Origin of the sequence: Photorhabdus khanii NC19 (assembly GCF_000517265.1) — a bacterium.
Taxonomy (GTDB): Bacteria; Pseudomonadota; Gammaproteobacteria; order Enterobacterales; family Enterobacteriaceae; genus Photorhabdus; species Photorhabdus khanii.
This window is the reverse complement of sequence record NZ_AYSJ01000014.1, coordinates 205,052-226,677: the sequence shown is the minus strand read 5'-3', so window position 1 is coordinate 226,677 and position 21,626 is coordinate 205,052. Positions and strand designations below refer to the sequence as shown.

The following is a 21,626-nucleotide window of genomic DNA, read 5'->3' as shown; positions in this document are numbered from 1 at the left end:
AGGGAGGTAAATGAGAGGACTTGTTTACCGGTAGTGATTAAAACACAGTCCCGGCGGTCGACCAGATATACTTTAATTCCAACTGCCCGTCATAGCCAAAAACGAACTGCCATAACCCCTGATGGCTATGGCTAATAGTTTCAGCTGAATACCGGCGTAAATGTAATGAAGGTAATTGATGAGACATATTTATTGTCGCTGATTAAAACACACTCCAATCATTCGACAACAAAATAANGNGGTNTACAACAACTTATGACCATTAGGGACAGGAAGAGTAAATTCTGCGATCACCACCGCACCATTTTCATCGACACTACCGGTTAACAATACCTCTGATTTGACACCCGCGATCCGCTTTGGTGGAAAATTGCACACACAAAGAACCTGACGGCCGATTAATTGCTCAGGTGTGTAATGTGCGGTTATCTGAGCGCTTGAAAGTTTTTAACCCCCAGTTCACCGAGATCAATTTGTAATTTATAGGCAGGTTTGCTGGCTTTGGCATTCAATCCTGCCGAAATAATTGTGCCAACCCGCATGTCAACTTTTTCAAAATCAGCCCATTCGATCTGTTCCATGTCTTTCTCCACTCAGTATGAAATCATTATATTCACATGACAGTAGAGGAAATTCTTTCGAAAGGCTGTCAACAATTATCGACAAGCTGCTTTTTTCGGTAACTCATTCAATTTACTATTCAAATAGCTTTAAATAGTGATCACTTCCTATCAAAAAAGTTACTTCTGGTCATTCCCCCGTTCTGTTCAATTCGATTAGCTCGCTCAATATCCCGCAGGATTGAATTATTGAATCCATGATTAAATTGTTCATTATTCTGCCAGCGTTCAGCATATCTTTTTGTTTCTTCAACCTGCCTTCCCTGTTCCCATTTTTTCACAAGTTCATTATCCGCAGTGAGTTTATCCACATTCAAATGCTTAGACGCAAGATTTTCTCTCTGCTTCATATATTCTGCCGATGGCTTATTGTCTGCCGGAATATCACTTTTGTAATGGAAATTTAAAGCAAATGCCTGGAAAGAAATTGCAGATAAAATGACAAAAATGTAACGCGATCCTTTAATCATCGTATGATCCCTCTGTAAAACCATAACTTCGAACATTTATTAAATAATTATTGCCAATAGGAATCAACAACATTTACGCATAAAAACCAGTTACCAATATCAGGTTTACATTTTGTTTAAACAGAGATTTTTCCACTAACCTGGTAGAAATTAACCCGCCGGCACCAACGGGTTAATAATGATTAAAGTGTTCATCAGGAATACAAGAACATCATTTCACAATTAAATAGTGTTCCCTTGTCGATAAGCCAGAGCAACCGCTAAAGATTGCACTAAACACAACGTTGCAGACAGGGAACGAAATGCATCCACCTGTGCTTCTTTAACCACAAAGCAGACATCACTGAAACTGGCAAGAGGGCTAATCTGACTATCAGTAATCACTATCTGTTTTGCCCCTGCCTTTGCCGCCCTCTCACTGATCATCAATGTTTCTTCTGCATAAGGGGTAAAGCTGATTGAAACGACAACATCTTCTTGCCCAATTAAGTTAATCTGCTCCCTGAACATCCCCCCCAAACCATCCACTAATAATGGACGGCACTCCAGATGACTCAATGCATAAGAAAGATAAACAGCCACACTGAAAGAACGGCGCAGCCCAATAATGTAGATATTCTTAGCCTGAGCCAACAAGTCTACCGCGTTTTTTAAATCTTCAGGGGCTGTTCGGGTAGCCAGCTGTTGCATAGCCTGCACATTTGAACGAGCAAATTCCTGCAAAATATGCTGTGGATCTTCCAGCGGCTCCTGCTCACCATCCAGTTCCCTGAATAATCTGGCTCTGTCTGCATAACTGGCAGTCTCTTCTACCATATGTACACGAAATAGCTGTTTCATTTCATTAAAGCCACTGAAATAAAATGCATTAGCGAAACGAATTAATGTTGATGGAGGAACATCAGCTTCTCTGGCTATCACAGCAACAGTATCAAAAGCTACACGATTAGTATTATCCAGCACATATCGGGCTACTTGTTGCAAGCGTTTACTCAATTCACCATAGCGTGAACGGACTTGTTCTTGAAATTCATTCAGATTCGATGCTACAGACATAAATCCCCCATAAAATTTATCACCGGCAATTGTAATAGTTTTACCATACAAGATGAATCATATTTCATTTTTATAGTTCAAAATGAAATATATAATCCATTAATTGCAATAATTTATTATTATCATCACATTGATTAACAACTAATTAGTCACCTAATTACCTGTCATTCATAAAAACATTACTCCGATCACACCAATTGCTTTTTGCTCCAAATATCATTGAAAACGAAATAAATATTCCATATATCTACTACCAACGTTTCTGATTCAGTACAAACATTACAATCTGCAAGTGAGGCTCAGAATGGAACAAATAAAGAATTATGTCAGCGGGCAACTCATTCCTAGTCACAGCACCCGTTTTTCTCCTGTTTTCAATCCAGCAACGGGCAAACAGATACGTCAGGTAGCACTAAGCACAGCCGATGAAGTTGAACAGGCAATTGAAACTGCTCATCAGGCTTACAGTGGATGGTCTAAAACTTCACCACTTAAACGTGCCCGGGTGATGTTCCAGTTCAAAACATTACTGGAAGCCAATATAGACAAGTTAGCGCGACTGATTTCAGAAGAACATGGAAAAATCTACTCAGATGCCATCGGTGAATTAACTCGCGGCCTGGAAGTTGTTGAATTTGCCTGCGGTATTCCTCATTTGCAAAAAGGTGAACATTCCGCTAATACCGGAACAGGCGTCGATAGCCACTCATTGATGCAACCGTTAGGTGTTTGCGCCGGTATTACCCCTTTCAACTTCCCGGCAATGGTTGCTATGTGGATGTTTCCCATCGCCCTGGCTACAGGGAACACTTTCGTATTGAAGCCGTCAGAAAAAGATCCTTCTGTTGCTGTTGAATTGGCACTACTGCTTAAACAAGCCGGTTTACCCGATGGCGTATTTAATGTTGTCAACGGCGATAAAGAGGCAGTTGATGTACTACTGACTGATCCGAGAGTACAGGCCGTTAGCTTTGTGGGTTCTACCCCCATTGCCGAATACATCTATACGACCGCCTCTGCACATGGGAAACGCTGTCAGGCACTGGGGGGAGCCAAAAACCACTGTATTCTCATGCCGGATGCTGACCTTGATATGGCTTGTAATGCAATTATGGGCGCGGCTTTTGGCGCAGCAGGTGAGCGTTGCATGGCACTGTCTGTTGTATTAGCGGTTGGAGATGAAACGGCTGATGCCCTGATTGCAAAACTACATCAGCAGATCAACAAAATGTTTGTCGGCCCCGGTATGACTGAAGGTAAAGAGAATGATATGGGTCCGGTTATCTCGGCCCAACACAAAGCCAAAATCTGTGACTATATCGCCAGCGGCGAAAAACAAGGAGCCAGCCTATTGATCGATGGCCGTCAACTCAACGTTCCTGGTTATGAAAATGGCTATTTTATTGGCCCGACACTATTTGATAACGTCACGCCAGAGATGAAAATATATCAGGAAGAGATTTTCGGCCCGGTCCTGACCATTGTTCGTGTGCCTGATTATGCCACCGCACTCACGTTAATTAATCACCATCAGTATGGTAACGGTACCGCCATATTCACCTGCGATGGAGAAACTGCCCGCCAGTTCAGCGAAGATGTACAGGCCGGTATGGTCGGCATTAATGTCCCCATTCCGGTGCCTATGGCATTCCACAGCTTTGGTGGCTGGAAACGTTCGATTTTTGGTCCACTTAACGTTCATGGCAATGATGGTGTTCGTTTTTACACCCGCATGAAAACCGTCACCAGCCGTTGGCCGGAAAGTATCAGGTTAGAACATCATTCCAGCAGTTTTATCATGCCAACGATGGAATAAAGTGGAGTTCTGTGAAATGAACAAATCAACAATGACAACCGCTCAGGCATTGGTGAAATTCCTGAATCAACAATATGTGGAAGTAGATGGTGAACAATATCCATTCATCAGAGGCGTTTTTACCCTTTTCGGTCATGGTAATGTTGTCGGATTAGGGCAGGCGCTGGAGCAAGCTCCCGGTCACTTGACAATTTACCAGGGATGCAATGAGCAAGGCATGGCTCATATCGCAACCGGTTTTGCCAAACAGAAAAAGCGCAAACAGATTTTTGCCGTGACCTCATCTGTCGGCCCTGGCTCCGCTAATATGGTAACAGCCGCGGCAACCGCCACCGCTAACCGGATCCCTCTGTTGCTACTGCCCGGTGATCTATTCGCCTGCCGCCAGCCTGATCCGGTTTTACAGCAAGTTGAACAATTCCATGACTATACTATCAGTACAAATGACTGTTTCCGCCCTGTTTCCCGTTACTGGGATCGTATCTCCAGGCCTGAACAACTCATGAGCGCGATGATTAATGCCATGCGGGTTCTGACCGATCCCGCTGATACAGGCACGGTCACAATTTGTCTGCCACAAGATGTTCAAGGCGAGATTTGGGATTTTCCGGACTATTTCTTCCAAAAACGGATCCATCGTATTGAACGCCGCCCGGCATCTGTCGCCATGATCAACGATGCGGTGACACTAATAAGCCGCAAGAAAAAACCCTTGTTAATCTGCGGCGGCGGCGTGCGCTATTCAGAAGCACATGAAGCTTTCCGTCAGTTCGCAGAAAACTTCAATATCCCTCTTGCTGAAACACAGGCAGGCAAAAGTGCTGTGGTTGCCGACCATCCACTTAATTGTGGTGGTTTAGGAGCAACAGGCTGTCTTGCAGCAAACCTGATAGCCAAAGAAGCCGATTTGATTATTGGCGTCGGCACCCGGTTTACTGATTTCACAACCGCATCCAAATCCCTGTTTCAGAATCCAGATGTTGAATTTCTCACTATCAACGTAGCGGAATTCGACGCCTGTAAACTAGATGCAATTCCTGTCGTGGCAGATGCCCGGGCAGGATTAAATGCTATTGCAGAGAAGCTTACTCAATCAAGTTATCGCAGTAGTTATCAAGATGAAATTCCTCAGGTGCGGGCAGTGTGGCGAAAAGAGTTAAATCGTCTATTAGAAGTGCAGTATCAGGAAGGTTTTACGCCAGAAATCCCCGGTCATCTTGATGATAAATTGGAAGAGTACAGCCAGACATTACAAACCCGCCTGACACAAACCAGGGTATTGGGATTACTGGATAAACACCTTGAACCCGAAGCCATTATTGTTGGTGCCGCCGGTTCCTTACCCGGCGATTTACAGCGGATATGGCAACCTAAACAACCGGATACCTATCATCTTGAATATGGCTATTCCTGTATGGGCTATGAGATAGCCGCGGCTATTGGTGCCAAACTCGCCTGCCCCGACCAACCCGTTTATGCCATAGCGGGTGATGGCTCTTATATGATGCTTCATTCGGAGCTGCAAACCGCAGTACAGGAAAATATCAAGATCACCGTGCTGCTATTTGATAATGCGGGATTCGGCTGTATCAACAACCTGCAAATGAGCCAAGGGATGGGCAGTTTTGGCACAGAAAACCGTTACCGGAACCCAGAGAGTGGCTACATGGATGGAAAACTGATTAAAGTCGATTTTGCCAAAAATGCAGAAAGCTACGGCTGCAAAAGTTACAGAGTTCACGATGAACAGCAACTGTTTTACGCATTACAGGAAGCCAGAAAACAAACCGTACCCGTGTTGATAGATATCAAAGTGCTGCCTAAGACCATGACACATGGCTATGAATCATGGTGGCGCATAGGAACGGCACAGGTAGCCGAGAATCCAGCTATAGAATCTGCATCAAAGAAAATAAAGGAGATGGTTGCATCTAAAATACGTCAGTATTAAAAAAAGTTGACGGCCTGCTGCCTGGCAGGCCACTTTTCCCAATGACTTCCAATACTATTCTTGAAATTTTTATTTCGAAAATGAATTGCTTTATCCTTCTTATTCAATCTTTATTGTTAAGTGTAGCAATGACTTAATCAAATCGATATTTTTATTTGTTTTTAAAGGAAAAATAGTTTATTCCGGCCAGTATGAATCTTACTTTACGTGATCTGTTTAACACAAATTTAATATTATGATTACAAAATGCTATCCGGCACACAAAAATATAATTTCCAAATATAGTAAAATTGAAATAAATATTTTATTTGATATATTCCTGAATACCCCACAAGCAGTACCCAAGTATCAAGGAGCATCTATGTTTAACATTGCATTATTTGGCGCCGGGCGTATTGGTCAGGTACATGCGGCGAATATCGCGAATCATAAAGAAACCTGCCTTTATTCTGTTGTCGATCCGAACCAAGAGAGTGCTGAATCTTTAGCACGGAAATACCAAACAAAAGTACAAGCCATTGAACAGGCAATATCTGATCCGGAAGTTCATGGTGTCCTTATTGCTTCAGCGACGGACACTCATGTAGATCTCATCGAACTCGCAGCAAAGCATCACAAAAAAATCTTCTGTGAAAAACCGGTTCACCTTGATATTGAACGTGTTCATCACTGCCTTGAAACCGTTAAACAGTATCAAGTTCCCTTGTTTATTGGCTTTAACCGTCGCTACGATCCGCAATTCCGCCGGTTAAAAACACTGTTTGATACCGGCACGATTGGAAAAGCCGAATCTTTGTTGATTACGTCCCGTGATCCCTCTCCTCCCTCTGCTGAATACGTCAAAGTCTCTGGTGGGATGTTCCGGGATATGACAATACATGACTTCGATATGGCACGTTTTATTATCGGTGAAGAACCATACTCAATATATGCCCAAGGCAGTAATCTGGTTGATCCGGCAATTGGGCAAGCTGGTGATATCGACACCGCCTTTATCGTTATGAAATTCCCATCAGGTGCAATGGCAGCCATTACCAACAGCCGCCGCTCAGGTTACGGCTATGACCAGCGGATTGAACTACATGGTGAAAAAGGGTTGCTTAGTGCCGGCAACATCAAAGAAAACAGTGTTGAACTCTGGGAAAACACCGGCTGTTTAGCCGCCAGACCAGAGCACTTCTTCCTGCAACGTTACCGGGAAGCCTACATTGCTGAATGGGATCATTTCGTCGATGTCATGGCTGACCGTGCCACACCAGAATGCAGTGGTTTTGATGGCAAACAAGCACTCTATCTGGCAGATAAAGCGCTTGAATCCCTGTACTCCGGTAAAGAAATCAAATTATAAAACAGGCCCAACCGGAATAACCGATTCACAATTTGTTTTCACAATAAAAACGGGAAAAACCACTTTCCCGTTAGCACATTGCTGCCTGAAAACCGTAAATCAGGCGTGGAGGATAGTATGTTAGCTTTTCTCTCATTTATCGGATTTACCCTATTAGTCGCTGGTTTTGCTTATTACAAAACACATAATGCCCGTCTGACAGAATCTACTGAAGGCTATTTTCTTGGTGGGCGTTCTCTCACCGGTATTTATATCGGTAGCTCTATGTTGTTGATGAACCTTTCTACAGAACATTTAGTCGGTTTGAATGGGTTAGCATTCCGAACCGGATTTATCGTCATGGCCTGGGAAGTGATAGCCGCTATTACCATTGTTCTATTTGCTCTTTATTTCCTGCCTAAATATCTGAAACTCGGCATTTCAACCATTCCTGAATATCTTGAACGTCGATTTGACAAAAATACCCTACTGATCACCTCAATATTATTCCTGGCTATGTATGTCATTTCATTGCTGCCCATTGTGCTGTATACAGGTGCAATTGCATTAGAAAGTTTATTCCAGGTTTCAAATGTATTCAGTGTCGATAAAACCACAGCCTTATGGATTATGGTTTGGGGAGTCGGTGGATTAGGTGCCATTTACGCTATCTTTGGTGGTATTAAAGCGATTGCAGTCGCGGATACGATTAACGGAGTCGGCTTAATCGTTGGAGGATTAATGGTAACAATTTTTGCCCTGCTCTATGTCGGCAGCGGCAATGCCTGGCAAGGATTAGTTGAGGTTTACCAGACTAACCCTGATAAATTTAACTCTATCGGCAGTGAGGATTCACTGGTTCCTTTCTCCACGTTATTCACCGGCTTAATTATTTCCAATATGTTTTTCTGGTGTACCAATCAATCAATCGTTCAGAAAGCCCTTGGTGCAAAAAACCTGGCCGAAGGGCAAAAAGGCGTCATGTTATGTGCCTTCTTTAAACTCATTATTCCATCCATTATTATTCTACCAGGCATTATTGCGTTCCATATTTTCAAAGGACAAATAGACAACCCGGATAATGCCTATCCACAATTGGTACATCTGGTTCTGCCTGAAATATTGGTTGGCTTTTTTGCGGCTGTCGTTGTCGGTGCCGTATTCTCCACATTCAGTGGCGGACTTAATTCATCTGTAACACTTTTTATCGTTAATATCTACAGACAACGAATCAACCAAAAAGCCACTGAAGCTCAAACAGTCGCTGTCAGTAAATATCTGGGACTTGGGTTAGCTTTAACAACCATGATTGTTGCCCCATTAGTTGCTAATGCGCCGGATGGTCTGTTCTATCTTATTCAACAATTACAGGGAATTTTTAACGCGCCCATTCTTAGTGTGGTATTGGTTGGTTTGCTGACTAAACGTGTACCTCCTATTGCCGCTAAACTCGGCCTGTTATTCGGTATGTCCGCTTATATTATCTGTAACTTCATTTTAAAAATTGACCTGCATTTCTTTCATTTAGTCGGTATTTTATTTATCCTCAATGTTATTTTCATGCTGGCTATTGGCTACTTCTTCCCAGCCAAACCATTTGAAGATGTTTATACCGAGCAGGTAGATATTACACCGTGGTCTATGGTGAAACCTGTTGCATGGTTAATTGTTCTGGGGTCGATTTCTATGTACGTATTTCTCGCACATCATGTTCCCACAATAATAATGATTATTTATTATCTGATGGCGACATTAATACTGCTTTATGTATTCTATAAAATGGGTAGTGCTCTGTTTAGGAAACAATAGAAAAATCTCTTCCCTTTATTGCAGGGAAGAGATGGCTTAACTAAAGCCAATACACACTTTCCACATACACCAAAATAAAGATGAAATAAAAATTTCATCCATCCACTTATATTCATCCTTTATCTTTGGAAAATATGCAACTTATTAAAAAATTAACTATATATAACGCTATATTACCTCAAAAACCCTGATCAGATCACAAACAAGAATTAATATTTCCAATTACATTGAATTTGAAATAAATATTTCATATAACGGGTATGCGACAATAGAAAGGTTAAAAAACACTCAATAACCTACTGTACACAACAAACGGTTTGTCAGCTTTAATTTGGAGAAACAATAATGGAAGAGATTCGTATCGGCTTAATCGGTACTGGTTACATCGGGCGCGCACATGCCATTGCTTATGCACAAGCGCCGACGGTTTTCCCTCTGGCTGGCAGACTCGTTCGTGAAATGGTAGCGGAAGTGACTACTGAGCTTGCAGCAAAACGATCTGAAACATTAGGTTTCCGGCGCTTTACCGATAATTGGCGCGAATTAGTGGCAGATCCTGATATTGATGTTGTCGATATCTGCTCACCCAACTTCCTACATAAAGAGATGGCGCTCGAAGCGATCAAACACGGCAAACATGTTTATTGCGAAAAACCGCTGGCACTCAATTCAACTGATGCAAAATTAATGGCCGAAGCAGCCAAAAAAGCCAGAGTGAAAACACTGGTAGGTTTTAACTATATGAAAAACCCCACTGCACAACTGGCTAAAGAGATCATTTCAAATGGTGAAATCGGTAAAATCGTTCATTTCTACGGCACTCATAACGAAGATTATATGGCTGATCCCCTCACGCCTATTCACTGGCACTGTTTCAAAGATCAAGCTGGATTAGGTGCATTGAGTGATCTTGCTGCTCATATCATCAATATGGCGCAATATCTGGTCGGAGATATTCAAACTGTTTGCGGGGATATGGAAATCGTCGTTAAAAAACGCCCGAAAGAAACAGGTTCCGACATCATGGCGGCGGTAGAAAACGAAGACCAAGCGCATACGATGGTGCGTTTCAACAGCGGAGCAATGGGTATTATTGAAACTTCCCGTGTTGCCTGTGGCCGAAAAATGGGATTGAACTACGTCATCACAGGAACAAAAGGTACTTTGAGTTTCACACAGGAAAGAATGGCTGAATTAAAACTTTACCGCCACGATGAACCTGCAAACCGCCAAGGTTTTAAAACTATTCTTGTCGGCCCGGAACACCCCGATTACGCCCCATTCTGCAACGGCGCAGGTCATGGCATCGGCTTCAATGATCAAAAAACAGTGGAAATCAGGGACCTAATTAATGGCATCGCCAACAATCAAGAGATGTGGCCGGATTTCACCGAAGGCTGGAAAGTCTCGCGCATTCTGGATGCTATTGCCCATTCTTATAAAGAACAACGTTGGGTAAATGTCACTGAAATTAATTAATTTTTCTTATTACGCTCCACTATCGGCGCACACCATATCAACACTTGATGTTGTACTCAATAAGGAGTTGTTCAATGGATCAGACAAAAAAGTTTGATGTTATCTGTATGGGCAGAATTGCCGTTGACTTGTATGGTCAGCAAATCGGTGCTCGACTGGAAGACATGGGAAGTTTTGCAAAATATCTTGGTGGCTCTTCCGGTAATGTCGCCTATGGTACTGCCCGTCAGGGACTTAAATCTTCCATGCTGGCCAGAGTCGGTGATGAACATATGGGGCGTTTCCTCCGGGAAGAGTTACAACGTGTTGGCTGTGATACCAGCCATCTAATCACTGACAAAGAGCGTCTTACTGCGCTGGTGCTTCTGGGGATCAAAGATAAAACAACTTTTCCGCTGATCTTCTATCGTGACAACTGCGCCGACATGGCAATTACCCGTGATGATTTCAGCGAAGAATACATTGCATCAGCCCGTTGTCTGGCAATTACTGGGACGCACCTTTCTCATCCGAATACCCGCGATGCCGTCTTGACTGCCCTAAACTACGCCCGCCGTCATGGTGTAAAAACGGTTATCGATATTGATTATCGCCCTGTACTTTGGGGGCTGACGTCTCTGGGCGATGGTGAAACCCGTTATATCGAATCAGCACAGGTAACAGCCCAGTTACAGGAAGTGTTATCGCGGTTTGACCTGATTGTTGGAACAGAAGAAGAGTTCCACATTGCGGGTGGTTCCACCGATACCATCGAAGCACTACGCAATATCCGTAAGCAGACTTCGGCTGAACTGGTCTGCAAACGTGGAGCACTGGGATGTTCTGTTTTTACCGCTGTAATCCCTGATAATCTGGATGATGGCATTACCGTACAGGGAGTTCAGATTGATGTTCTCAATGTACTGGGTGCGGGGGATGCTTTTATGTCTGGCCTGTTACGGGGTTATCTTAATGACGAAGGCTGGGAAAAAACCTGTACCTATGCAAATGCCTGTGGTGCATTAGTCGTTTCCCGTCATGGGTGTGCTCCCGCCATGCCAAATAAAAAAGAGCTTGATAACTATCTATCGCGAGCCAATCAGGTGCTACGCCCTGATTTGGATGAAACACTGAATCACCTACACCGTATTGGCACCCGTAAAAATCAGTGGGATGAACTGTGCGTGATGGCATTTGACCACCGAATCCAATTTATCGAAATGGCCCATCAAGCCAATGCCGATATCAAGCGTATCCCATCATTAAAGCAACTTTTACTGCGCACCAGCCGGGAAGTTGCCGCAGAAGCTGGATTACAAGGAAAAGTGGGCCTGTTATGTGACAGCACTTTTGGTCAAGATGTTTTGAATGAAATTACGGGTCAGGGTTGGTGGATAGGCCGGCCAATTGAACTACCTGGCTCCCGCCCGCTCTGTCTGGAACATGGCAGCATCGGCTCCCAGCTTATTGATTGGCCACTGGAACACATCGTCAAATGTCTGGTGTTTTTTCATCCAGAAGATGCTCACCCTCTTCGCCTGGCACAAGAGAAAAAAATTCAGGAAATTTATGCCGCCTGCGGTAAATCCGGCCATGAACTTTTACTGGAAGTGATTTTACCTGCGGAAATGAAACATTCAGATGAATACTATATCCGTGCGTTCAAACGCTTTTATAACCTTGGCATTAAACCGGACTGGTGGAAACTTCCTCCTCTCAACGCTGATAGCTGGGACAATATTAACCATTTAATCCAGCAGCGGGACCCATATTGCCGCGGCGTAGTTATTCTTGGTCTTGATGCTCCACAGGAAGAGCTAAAAGCGGGTTTCAATGCCGCGGCCGGAAAATCTATCGTCAAAGGTTTTGCTGTCGGAAGAACCCTGTTCGGCCAGCCATCGCTACAGTGGCTAAAAAATGAAATTGATGATAACGAACTGATTCAACAGATAAAAACTAACTATCACAACCTGATTAGTTTGTGGCGTCAGCGCGGATAGGAACATAACAAAATTGTTTCATTTTACAGGAGACTCATCATGACTGTGCAGCTTGGTATCAACCCTCTGACCTGGACCAATGACGACTTACCCACTCTCGGCGCAGAAACGCCCCTGGAAACCTGCTTAACTGAAGGCCGTCAGGCAGGCTTTACCGGTTTTGAACTGGGCAATAAATTTCCTCGTCAGGTCAGCATATTAGGTCCCATTCTTGCCACACACGATCTAAAACTGGTATCCGGTTGGTACTCCGGCGAATTACTTACCCGTTCGGTAGCAGAAGAGATTAAAGCCGCACACTCTCACCTGACGCTGTTACGCGAACTGGAGGCTAATGTGATGGTATTTGCTGAAGTGACAAATTGTATTCACGGCGATCAGAGCAAGCCGGTTCATCTTCGTCCTCAATTTCCCGCTGATCGCTGGCAAGAATATGGTGAGAAATTGACTGAATTCGCCCATTATACCCAAGAACAAGGGGTTCAAATTGCTTATCACCATCATATGGGGACCGTAATCGAAACTGCGGAAGATGTTGATTATCTCATGGAAAATACCGGTGAAGAAGTTGGATTGTTGCTGGATACCGGCCATCTGACATTTGCCGGCGCTGATCCACTGGCAGTCGCGGAACGTTGGGCGAAACGCATCAACCATGTTCACTGTAAAGATATTCGCCTTGATGTACTCAAAGATGTGAAAAACCGCAAAACCAGTTTTCTTGATGCAGTGCTGAGTGGCGTATTTACCGTACCGGGAGACGGTTGCGTTGATTATCCCGCAATTTTTCAGGTACTGAAAAGACACCATTATCAAGGCTGGCTGGTGGTTGAAGCAGAACAAGACCCGGCTGTTGCTCACCCATTCACCTACGCAACGATGGGTTATAACAATTTACACAAATTTGCCAGAGATGCCGGATTGTTTTAATTAATCACGGCAAAAGCAATGCTGAGGCAGGTAATATGTCCAAATTACTATCAAAATATCATGCACCGGATCGGAATAAACGAACTCAACATATCACACCGGAATCTGCAAACTGGAAATATGTCCACTTTGATGTTTATGAGTTAACCACAGGTGAGAAAATCACATTACCCTCATCAGAAAACGAGACGTGTCTGGTGCTGGTGGCAGGAAAAGCTACGGTTATCACACCATATCAGAAATTTGAGCATATTGGTGATCGCATGGAGCCATTTGAACGCAAAAAGCCCTATGCCGTCTATATCACCGCAGGTGAATCTGTTGACGTTATTGCCGATACAGCTCTCGAACTGGCGGTGTGTCAGGCTCCGGGTAAAGGAAATTACCCAACTCGCCTGATTACACCACAGGATATTGACGCAGAAAAACGCGGGAGCGGTTTCAACCAACGTTATGTTCACAATATCCTGCCGGATAACAAACCTGCTGATAGCTTATTAGTGGTCGAAGTTTTTACCGATGAGGGCTGTACCAGCTCCTATCCCAGCCACAAACACGATACTGACAATGAACCACAGGAAACCTATCTGGAGGAAACCTATTACCATCGCCTGAACCCAGCGCAGGGATTTTGTATGCAACGAGTCTATACCGATAACTGTTCACTGGATGAATCAATGGCGGTTTATAACAAAGATGTGGTCATTGTTCCCAAGGGCTATCACCCAGTGGCAACCATTGCTGGTTATAACAACTACTATCTCAATGTCATGGCAGGACCAACTCGCAAGTGGCTATTTACCTGGGAGAAAGACCATCAATGGGTTAACAGTGAAGAATATGCTCAAAACCATAAGAAATAACTCATATTAGAAAACAAGATTAGCTTATTTTTTAGCGCGCTCAATTGAGCGCGCAGCTGCCTGTGCGGCAGTGAACATTCCTGATGAATTTAATGGGGGATGGCTAACTTTCTAAGCTGCCTGTGCGGCAGTGAACTCCTGCATTGTTCAGCGGCCTTAATAACCCACTTTCTAAGCTGCCTGTGCGGCAGTGAACAACTTTCATACAATGTTTCCTCTAGTTCATCTTTTCTAAGCTGCCTGTGCGGCAGTGAACTTTTCTGGCTTTCTCGGCGCTTAACTCACTATTTTCTAAGCTGCCTGTGCGGCAGTGAACATGAACGCTCAGGAATATTGATAGTATGAGCATTTCTAAGCTGCCTGTGCGGCAGTGAACTTTAATGAACAGTGTGAACCCGCTTGATGTAGTTTCTAAGCTGCCTGTGCGGCAGTGAACTGAATGTACTTGCTGCTTTCTCCAGTTCGTATTTTCTAAGCTGCCTGTGCGGCAGTGAACCCGTATAGCGATATATCTCCGTGGGTTATTAATTTCTAAGCTGCCTGTGCGGCAGTGAACACGATATGGTACTTGCACAGCCACTTTGTATGTTTCTAAGCTGCCTGTGCGGCAGTGAACATCGGAATAGCCCAGTTTCAATAAGTCGGCTTTTTCTAAGCTGCCTGTGCGGCAGTGAACCCATATATCTAAGAGTGTGCCCATTTTGCGCTTTCTAAGCTGCCTGTGCGGCAGTGAACTGTTAGATATTAGCTTTAATCTACTGATTATTAAAGAGCATAGTTAAAAAAAGCGGAAAAACCCTTTTTATAAGCAGCGGCTAATCTCTTAAATAAATCAAAAGGTTATAATTAACCGCTAAAAAAGGGTCAAAACCAGGGGATGGTAGCTGACGCACTTAATCCATAAGAACTAAAAACTCCTTGTGTTGGTCTGTCTTCTATTGGTCCTTGTTCAACAAACAACGGAAAGCTTTGTCCTGATGACAGGCTTTTGAGGTTCAGAAACGGTAAATCAGTACGTTGTTCTTTGCTTATTGGGATGCATTGCCGAGCTTGTTCCTCGGTTAGCCAGCCCTTTTTAACCGAACGACGACGAAGCCGCTCTGCGTTACTTTTAACCTGTACCCGGCTAACACAACGATATCGAGTGTTTTTAGGTACTGGCTGGATATCAACCATTTCAGTATAGTCCCTGAGCCCTTTTAACCAAGGTAACGCCTGTAAATCCTGCAACGCTTCGCTTGAACTGTGAATCCTCAACGTGTTCCCCAACGTTTTTCCCGCGCGGGGGAAGCTGACACCAATCCGCCCATTGCCTGCCTGCCCCAAGGCTCGATGCAGCTTAGCAAACAGCGCCGCCATAAGATCTTGCTGACCGAATTCAAGATCGGGCAGGACACGGATTTCGAGGTAATAATCCATCGTATCCCCTTATTCACCTTTTTCACCAAAAACACCACCACGAATCAGAATCGCCATAACGTAGTGTTGTTGCTCTACTTCTTCTGGTGCTTTTCCTTTGACAACCCAGTTATCCAGCAGAGTATAGAAATCCATTTTTACTTTAGGCTGACGATAAGCTTTACCCCGGCTGGTTACTGAACCATAGGGTTCAACAGCTATGGGGCCAAGAGCCAATTCAGATGCATCAGGATACCAAGTATCAATGGTGCGAAGCGCATTGCCTACTTTCTGTGAATGCAACGCAGCAATCTCATTGACCTGATACAACACTTTGCTTTTTTTACTGTTGCTGTCGAGAACTAATTCTTGAGAAGGGAAAACTTCCTGACCACAGCCTAAGCGAACAAACGCCTCAACGTTGAAGAATGTTGATCCACTACCCGCCAACCCTTCCTCAATTTCGGCAGCAAGTTTAGCCAAGTTACCTTCCACTTTACCGAATTCACGTAAACTAAAATCTTCGCTGTTAAAAGTCCACCATTCGCCACTCTTACCCTTCACACGAACCTTAACTTCTTCCGCCCCAACCCGGTTACGCCACAAAAATCGTCCATTAGCCAGATTTTCTGCATATCGTGCAGCAAGCGTTTTAAAACCATGCTCGGCAATATAGCCGTTGATTACATTTGCCAGTTCAGCCTGATAATCCTGATCATTACACACAGACGGCATAGCAAGATTACCTAATACGCGTAATGTAAAACTGACTTTCAAGGTATCAGCATCAAAAGGCAATGCAGCAACATCAACACGTTGCAAATTCGCTTTTTGAATTTCTGCATCCAGTTTGGCCGGATCGCTGGTTAAAGCGTTTTTCAAGCGGTTGGAAATCGTTCCTCGGACTGCTTTTTCCTGAATAACAATAGGCTTCCATTCACCACTGATCTGTTCCCAATTTCCAGCAAACATTATCGCATCAGAATTAGAAAGTTTACGTTCAAACGCCAGTACAGAAGCCGTTTTAATGGTTGATTTAGACATATGAATATCCTTTTTTAAATTAATCAGTCGATTCTTACTTTTTTATTGGGTTTAGATTGATGGGTAACAGACTGCTGATTACAGCATCGGTAAACGCCCTCTTGGTAATGATGACACCAAAGTAACTGGCGAATATCATTAATACGGTGCGGACTTCTCCACTCGCCTATCCCATAAATTGCTTCAACAAAACAAAATGGCGTATTAGGATCACGGGTTTTTTCTACTTTCCCTGCGGGATATAACGGCGATATAGCTTGATAACCTGTCATCAAAGGGACTAAATATCCAGAACCGGGTTTGGGAACATATTCCCAATGTGCCGGGTCGCCAACTTCAGGTTGCTTATCTTCCTGCTTAGGAATAGCCCTCATTTTAATAGCGGCAAAATCAAGCCAGGCGTCAATCATTTCTGCCTGTGGGTTGCTTTGCTTTAATGCATCGTAGTGATTGGCTAATAACTCTGAACGATCCAACAAAACAAACCCCGGCAACAGGCGACGCATTAATTTACGGGTTTCCTGTTCTCGCTGCGGAAAAGCAATAACATCTACTTTAGCAATTTCAGTGATAGTACCACCTGCTAATCTCTGAGTTTGGCAGATCTCCCATAAATGTTTTTCTAAATTCCTAGATCCTTCGTCACCATTTTCAATTTCACCAATGCATTCAATTAATAAAGAAACCGTCATATGCATACGGCCTTCTTCATTAAATGCCGCCGTTTTTGCTTCTTTAGTTAACGGGTTTCGGGTTAATGCAAAAACTTTATCCCTAATAGGATCAGATTGATAAGCATGTAATTGGTGGTTATGGCAGATAACGCCGCAATTTTCTAGTCTTAAATCATGGCGCTGCTGTAATTTACGTGAAAGTGCATGAGTAAACCCAAGAAAATGGGTGATTGCTGGAAAACCATAGGTTAAACCTGCAATCGCATTCGCGTTTTCCACTTTAATATGGCGCAAAACAATTAGATAACTCATGGCATCACCTCCGGCAATTCATCCTCAAATTCACGTAACCGTTTCTTAAACTCAGAAGCCCACTCACGACGTTCAGGTAATTCCATTTCTAATCGTTCATGCTTCAAACTCTGGTTCAGCCAGTAACTAAAATCTGCGGCTATTTCTTTTTTCCAGTCGCCACCTTCACGTTCAAATCGGAATTCTTTATCCAGTTGGCAACGATAAGGATCAAGCCAAAGCTGTTGAGTACGTTTTAACTCACAATCATCACTAGCACTCCAGCCTTTAAGCTCAAACAGATTTTGTATACCAGCAACATAGTTAAACAAAATATCAATAATTTGATCGACAAATTCCTGACGGAGTTTTTTGATTTTTCTATTATTCTCGATATCTTGAACAACGAATAAATATTGCCGCATCTTTCCGATAGTTTCACGAGCTAATGAGACAAACTCACTACGCCGATCAAAAATGGACCTGCGCTCCATAGGAGGTTTGGTAATACTTAGCCAATTGGGAGAAGCACAAGATAAAAGCCAAGTGCTCCCACCTCGCCCGCTATTAAGATAAGAGATATTTTGTGGCTTAGTACCTCCGAAATTCTGTACCGCAGTATTAGGGTAAACCACTCTAGTTCCTGGGTGCCAACTTTCTTCTTTTCTAGACTTATTAATTTCTTTAGATAATTCACTAAAGCGGGCGTCAACAATACGATGATGCACAGCACTCGCCAACGATGAAGAAAATAGTGGACTTAATAAATGGTACTCATCACCATCACTATTTATCGGGAAATAAAGCTGCTTTGCCAGCTTATGCGAGGAAAGAGTTTCATCTGATAGAACTTGCCGAAATCCACTTACCCAACGTTTAAGTTGCTTTTCATTCTCCGCCAATTCAGCCAATGCTGAATAATCCCTCCTATTCAAGCACTCCATCAATGAATCTCCCCGATATTCCGTTTGCAACAATTTTGCGACATCAAGATATTTCGCATCTGCTACTACGTCGATTGCCGGTTTATACAAAGCAGAAGTAGAAAGATACTCGGTATTTTCTTTTACATCTGATGATACTGAAAAAATACTGCTTCCTTTTGCATCACTATGGGAATATTTCGGAGCATGTGTCGCTCGACTGGTTTTTTTTGCCCGATTTGCGGCATCGTCCAGCCAATTTCTAACTTCATACCTCTCTTCCAATTCCTTGCGCTGTTCAGCTAACTCTTCCTTAACTAGCGTAATATCCTCCATAGTGGTTAGCTTTGCCAGTTTCTTTTCCGCCTTTTTATCAAAGACCGCCAGCTTTGACTGTTTACAGCTTTCAATATAATCCACAATAAATCGACTCAATCCATTTTCATTCATAGGATTTTACCTACCTTATCAAAATGATTATCCAGGTGCCCGCTAAATTTAGCGCAAAAAAATTTGGTACATCATCAACCAATAAATATCTCCAGCCCTGACTATCATCCCAGTGAGAAGCAAAGTATCAAGACATCCCATCATCAATGGTTATTCATAAGATAGTTTATTTCTTTAAGAGTTCAACTTATTGTTAAAAAAATGCAATCCCGCCTTCCCACTGAGTCTGTGTATTGACGCCCAACTTAGGAACAAAATAATATTCAATATAAATACTTTTGAAGGAAAATCTACAATTTTATATAGAATTTAATCCCCTAAACATTTATAATTTAGACACTGCCGTATCAGGTAGCTTAGAAATATTTTTATGTCTATTACCTTAAGACAAAAACCAACTGCCGCGCAGGCAGCTTAGGCAGCGCCACCCAGTGCGCTGCCATACACATCCATTACAAACTACCAATATCTTTATAAAGTCCCTGTCTATAGCGACAAAATATATACACCTTCCGACCTATTATCATATTCAACTCATTATGAGAAACATTTGCACAATTTAGCCAGATGACAAAGAATAAAACATACCCCAACCTCCCCATCTCGCTCCCCTTCATTCCATATATCCTCATTCAAATGTGCTCATGGAACCAAATCAAAGTGATTACTAATTGATCTTTATAGGCATGGGAGGTACCATAAATCAATAATTTTTTATATATAAAAAATTTTTAAAATACATATAAATAGGTTTAATAAAATATCAAAGCACCAATGAATAGAATTTTGAAATGCCAAGAGGCGCCCATTCTAGGTGCCTCTTGTTTTGAATTGCTCTAATGACCTTATGTGTGGGTCTTAACCCACCGTAATCTGAACAGGTTTCCTTATACGGTTTAACATATTAACCAATGCTCAATGGTGAATTTACTTACCTTTTTATTCACAACATCAGATACTTTTGGTCGAGAAATGTGTAACACCGTTGCGACTTTAGTTTGTTTCATTCATTAACCGTTATTTGATTTGCAGTGTGTTTTCTATTTCTCGTAAAGAGGTTACATGAAGTTGTTGAGCCTCTTGTTCAGTAAAACCTAATTCAGAAGATATATTATGTCCGGCTGGAGTTACCCTACGAATTTCAGTGTCAATTTTAGTGATCATTTGATATTTCTCCGTTGCTGGATAACTACGTTGTATCGTACTTAACAGCATATCACCAAATTAAGTTTTGGCTTCATTGGCAAAAAGTATATCCTTGTTTGTAGACTCACTAATATCGTTCGATTCATTTAGCACAGTCTAATCGAACGACAATCACCACTCATTACCCATCAAAAAGTATACATTTTGATTGTCGGGTTGCTGAAAATCCATTCCAAAGAGGGTTGAATGGGTGTTAAACGTTAAAGATCGCAAAAACGATTTGAAAAGTAACGATCTGAATTGATTTAATATCAAACCACATTTCGTAGACCAGATTGATTAATCCGACATTCCGCACCCAATTCAGGAATAAAAAGACTCATACCACCGACCCAATATTTTCAACAGGTCACTTTGGTACGGTTGTATACCCGTTACCCTCCGATGCTCTTGAAATTCGAAGGTATTAATCCCTTCAAAGGTTAAAAATACCCAACGGGCGGTGGGCGATTGTGTCTGCCGGTTTTTCATATCCGGGTAAAATGCCGCATTTTGTTTCAATCCGCTGCGAATTTTATGCTCCAGCGCCGCATAAACCATTAAACTGCATGTCATCACCATCAATAAAGCTTCGATACGTTCCGGTTTTTTCAGATACAGGGAAGCGGTCAGGAACTCCGGGCTTTTCAAAAACCGGAAGCCCCGCTCAACCTTTTGCGGGGCTTTGTAATTGGCCAGCAAAGTTTCCATATCAAGGGCTTCCTCGTCCATGTCGTTGGTGGCGAGAATAAACATCCCCACCTGGAGTCTGGCATCGGCAGCTTTATCCAGCTGACTGTAAGCCCGGCCCGATAGCTGATAATGAATCTGAGCGCGTTGAGCTTTCGCCGGGCGTCCACGCCCCTGATAAGTCACGATTTCCTTCGCCTCCGGAGCATCAACCGCGAGAAACTGGCAGACGGATTCAAAATCACGCAGGGCATGTAACGCATCTTCCTTGCAGGCAAACGCTTTTTTGCACAATTTTTCAAACAATTTCAGCTCTTTTTCCGTTAATTTCAGGGTGTTTTTCGCGAAAGCCTGTGCTTCACGTTGCGCGGCAGCCGTACTGCTGAGCAGTAACCAGCGTTGCGGGACCCCGCCATAATGGGATTCAATCCAGCATCCCGCGTAACCTTCGGTAAAAGGCTGTAATTGGCGGGTATTCACGTTCCGCAGCTGCTGTTTAGCTTCCTTAACCGTTAACGGCACGCGGGTAATAAAGTGTTGTTTTTGTTGATGAAGAGAAGATATTGCCGCTTCACTATACAGCGCGGCATCCGCGACAAAATAGCGACTGTTTTGCGCTGCTCTCAGACAACTAATAGGGTGTTTTGTGACTTCTGCGAACGCTTTGGCAT

Annotated in this window: 15 protein-coding genes, 2 pseudogenes and 1 CRISPR repeat array; of the genes and pseudogenes, 8 read left to right on the top strand and 9 right to left on the bottom strand. The window is 43.1% G+C overall.

Annotated elements, in window-relative coordinates; all coding sequences use genetic code 11:
* Positions 1-189: 189 nt before the first annotated feature.
* From PTE_RS16545 to PTE_RS16535, 3 genes and pseudogenes are all read right to left on the bottom strand, one after another.
* Positions 190-581 (bottom strand): annotated as a pseudogene (locus PTE_RS16545) (tRNA-binding protein).
* A gap of 140 nt (positions 582-721) precedes the next feature.
* The gene (locus PTE_RS16540; RefSeq protein WP_036848942.1) at positions 722-1,090 is read right to left on the bottom strand and encodes a hypothetical protein; all 369 of its coding nucleotides are present in this window, start codon (positions 1,088-1,090) and stop codon (positions 722-724) included.
* A gap of 222 nt (positions 1,091-1,312) precedes the next feature.
* Positions 1,313-2,146, bottom strand: coding sequence for a MurR/RpiR family transcriptional regulator (locus tag PTE_RS16535; protein WP_036848940.1), 834 nt, complete (start codon positions 2,144-2,146; stop codon positions 1,313-1,315).
* A gap of 304 nt (positions 2,147-2,450) precedes the next feature.
* On the opposite strand from PTE_RS16535, the gene PTE_RS16530 reads away from it, so the two are divergent.
* The 8 genes from PTE_RS16530 to iolB all read left to right on the top strand — a co-directional run bounded on the left by PTE_RS16530 (position 2,451) and on the right by iolB (position 14,300).
* Entirely contained in the window at positions 2,451-3,962 is a 1,512-nt protein-coding gene (locus PTE_RS16530; protein ID WP_036848939.1) for a CoA-acylating methylmalonate-semialdehyde dehydrogenase, read from the top strand.
* Between the two features lie 16 nt (positions 3,963-3,978).
* The gene (gene iolD / locus PTE_RS16525; RefSeq protein WP_036848937.1) at positions 3,979-5,913 is read left to right on the top strand and encodes a 3D-(3,5/4)-trihydroxycyclohexane-1,2-dione acylhydrolase (decyclizing); all 1,935 of its coding nucleotides are present in this window, start codon (positions 3,979-3,981) and stop codon (positions 5,911-5,913) included.
* Positions 5,914-6,274: 361 nt separating this feature from the next.
* Positions 6,275-7,261, top strand: a complete 987-nt coding sequence (gene iolG, locus PTE_RS16520) for an inositol 2-dehydrogenase (protein ID WP_036848929.1) — start codon at positions 6,275-6,277, stop codon at positions 7,259-7,261.
* 117 nt (positions 7,262-7,378) lie between these two features.
* A complete protein-coding gene (locus tag PTE_RS16515) occupies positions 7,379-9,049 on the top strand; it encodes a solute:sodium symporter family transporter (RefSeq protein WP_036848927.1) in 1,671 nt (556 codons plus the stop codon).
* A gap of 345 nt (positions 9,050-9,394) precedes the next feature.
* Positions 9,395-10,528: a Gfo/Idh/MocA family protein gene (locus PTE_RS16510; protein WP_036848925.1), complete on the top strand. Its 1,134-nt coding sequence runs from the start codon at positions 9,395-9,397 to the stop codon at positions 10,526-10,528.
* A gap of 74 nt (positions 10,529-10,602) precedes the next feature.
* Positions 10,603-12,507, top strand: coding sequence for a bifunctional 5-dehydro-2-deoxygluconokinase/5-dehydro-2-deoxyphosphogluconate aldolase (locus PTE_RS16505; protein WP_036848923.1), 1,905 nt, complete (start codon positions 10,603-10,605; stop codon positions 12,505-12,507).
* Positions 12,508-12,546: 39 nt separating this feature from the next.
* Positions 12,547-13,437, top strand: coding sequence for a myo-inosose-2 dehydratase (gene iolE, locus PTE_RS16500; RefSeq protein ID WP_036848921.1), 891 nt, complete (start codon positions 12,547-12,549; stop codon positions 13,435-13,437).
* A gap of 35 nt (positions 13,438-13,472) precedes the next feature.
* Entirely contained in the window at positions 13,473-14,300 is an 828-nt protein-coding gene (gene iolB, locus PTE_RS16495) for a 5-deoxy-glucuronate isomerase (RefSeq protein ID WP_036848919.1), read from the top strand.
* Positions 14,301-14,348: 48 nt separating this feature from the next.
* Positions 14,349-15,035: a CRISPR direct-repeat array (repeat unit 28 nt; unit sequence TTTCTAAGCTGCCTGTGCGGCAGTGAAC).
* A gap of 129 nt (positions 15,036-15,164) precedes the next feature.
* Here iolB and cas6f read toward each other — a convergent pair.
* The 6 genes and pseudogenes from cas6f to PTE_RS16465 all read right to left on the bottom strand — a co-directional run.
* Positions 15,165-15,719 (bottom strand): type I-F CRISPR-associated endoribonuclease Cas6/Csy4, encoded by a 555-nt coding sequence (cas6f, locus tag PTE_RS16490; protein WP_036848917.1) that lies wholly within the window; start codon positions 15,717-15,719, stop codon positions 15,165-15,167.
* A 9-nt stretch (positions 15,720-15,728) separates the two neighbouring features.
* On the bottom strand, positions 15,729-16,742 hold the full coding sequence (csy3, locus tag PTE_RS16485) for a type I-F CRISPR-associated protein Csy3 (RefSeq protein WP_036848915.1): 1,014 nt from the start codon (positions 16,740-16,742) through the stop codon (positions 15,729-15,731).
* A 23-nt stretch (positions 16,743-16,765) separates the two neighbouring features.
* A complete protein-coding gene (gene csy2 / locus PTE_RS16480; protein WP_036848913.1) occupies positions 16,766-17,728 on the bottom strand; it encodes a type I-F CRISPR-associated protein Csy2 in 963 nt (320 codons plus the stop codon).
* Positions 17,725-19,080 (bottom strand): type I-F CRISPR-associated protein Csy1, encoded by a 1,356-nt coding sequence (gene csy1 / locus PTE_RS16475; RefSeq protein WP_036848911.1) that lies wholly within the window; start codon positions 19,078-19,080, stop codon positions 17,725-17,727. Before csy1 ends, csy2 begins: the two co-directional genes overlap by 4 nt.
* 858 nt (positions 19,081-19,938) lie before the next feature.
* Positions 19,939-20,244: pseudogene (locus tag PTE_RS16470) on the bottom strand (helix-turn-helix domain-containing protein).
* A gap of 345 nt (positions 20,245-20,589) precedes the next feature.
* Positions 20,590-21,626: IS1634 family transposase (locus tag PTE_RS16465; RefSeq protein WP_036848910.1), on the bottom strand; the 1,037-nt coding region annotated here is incomplete at its 5' end.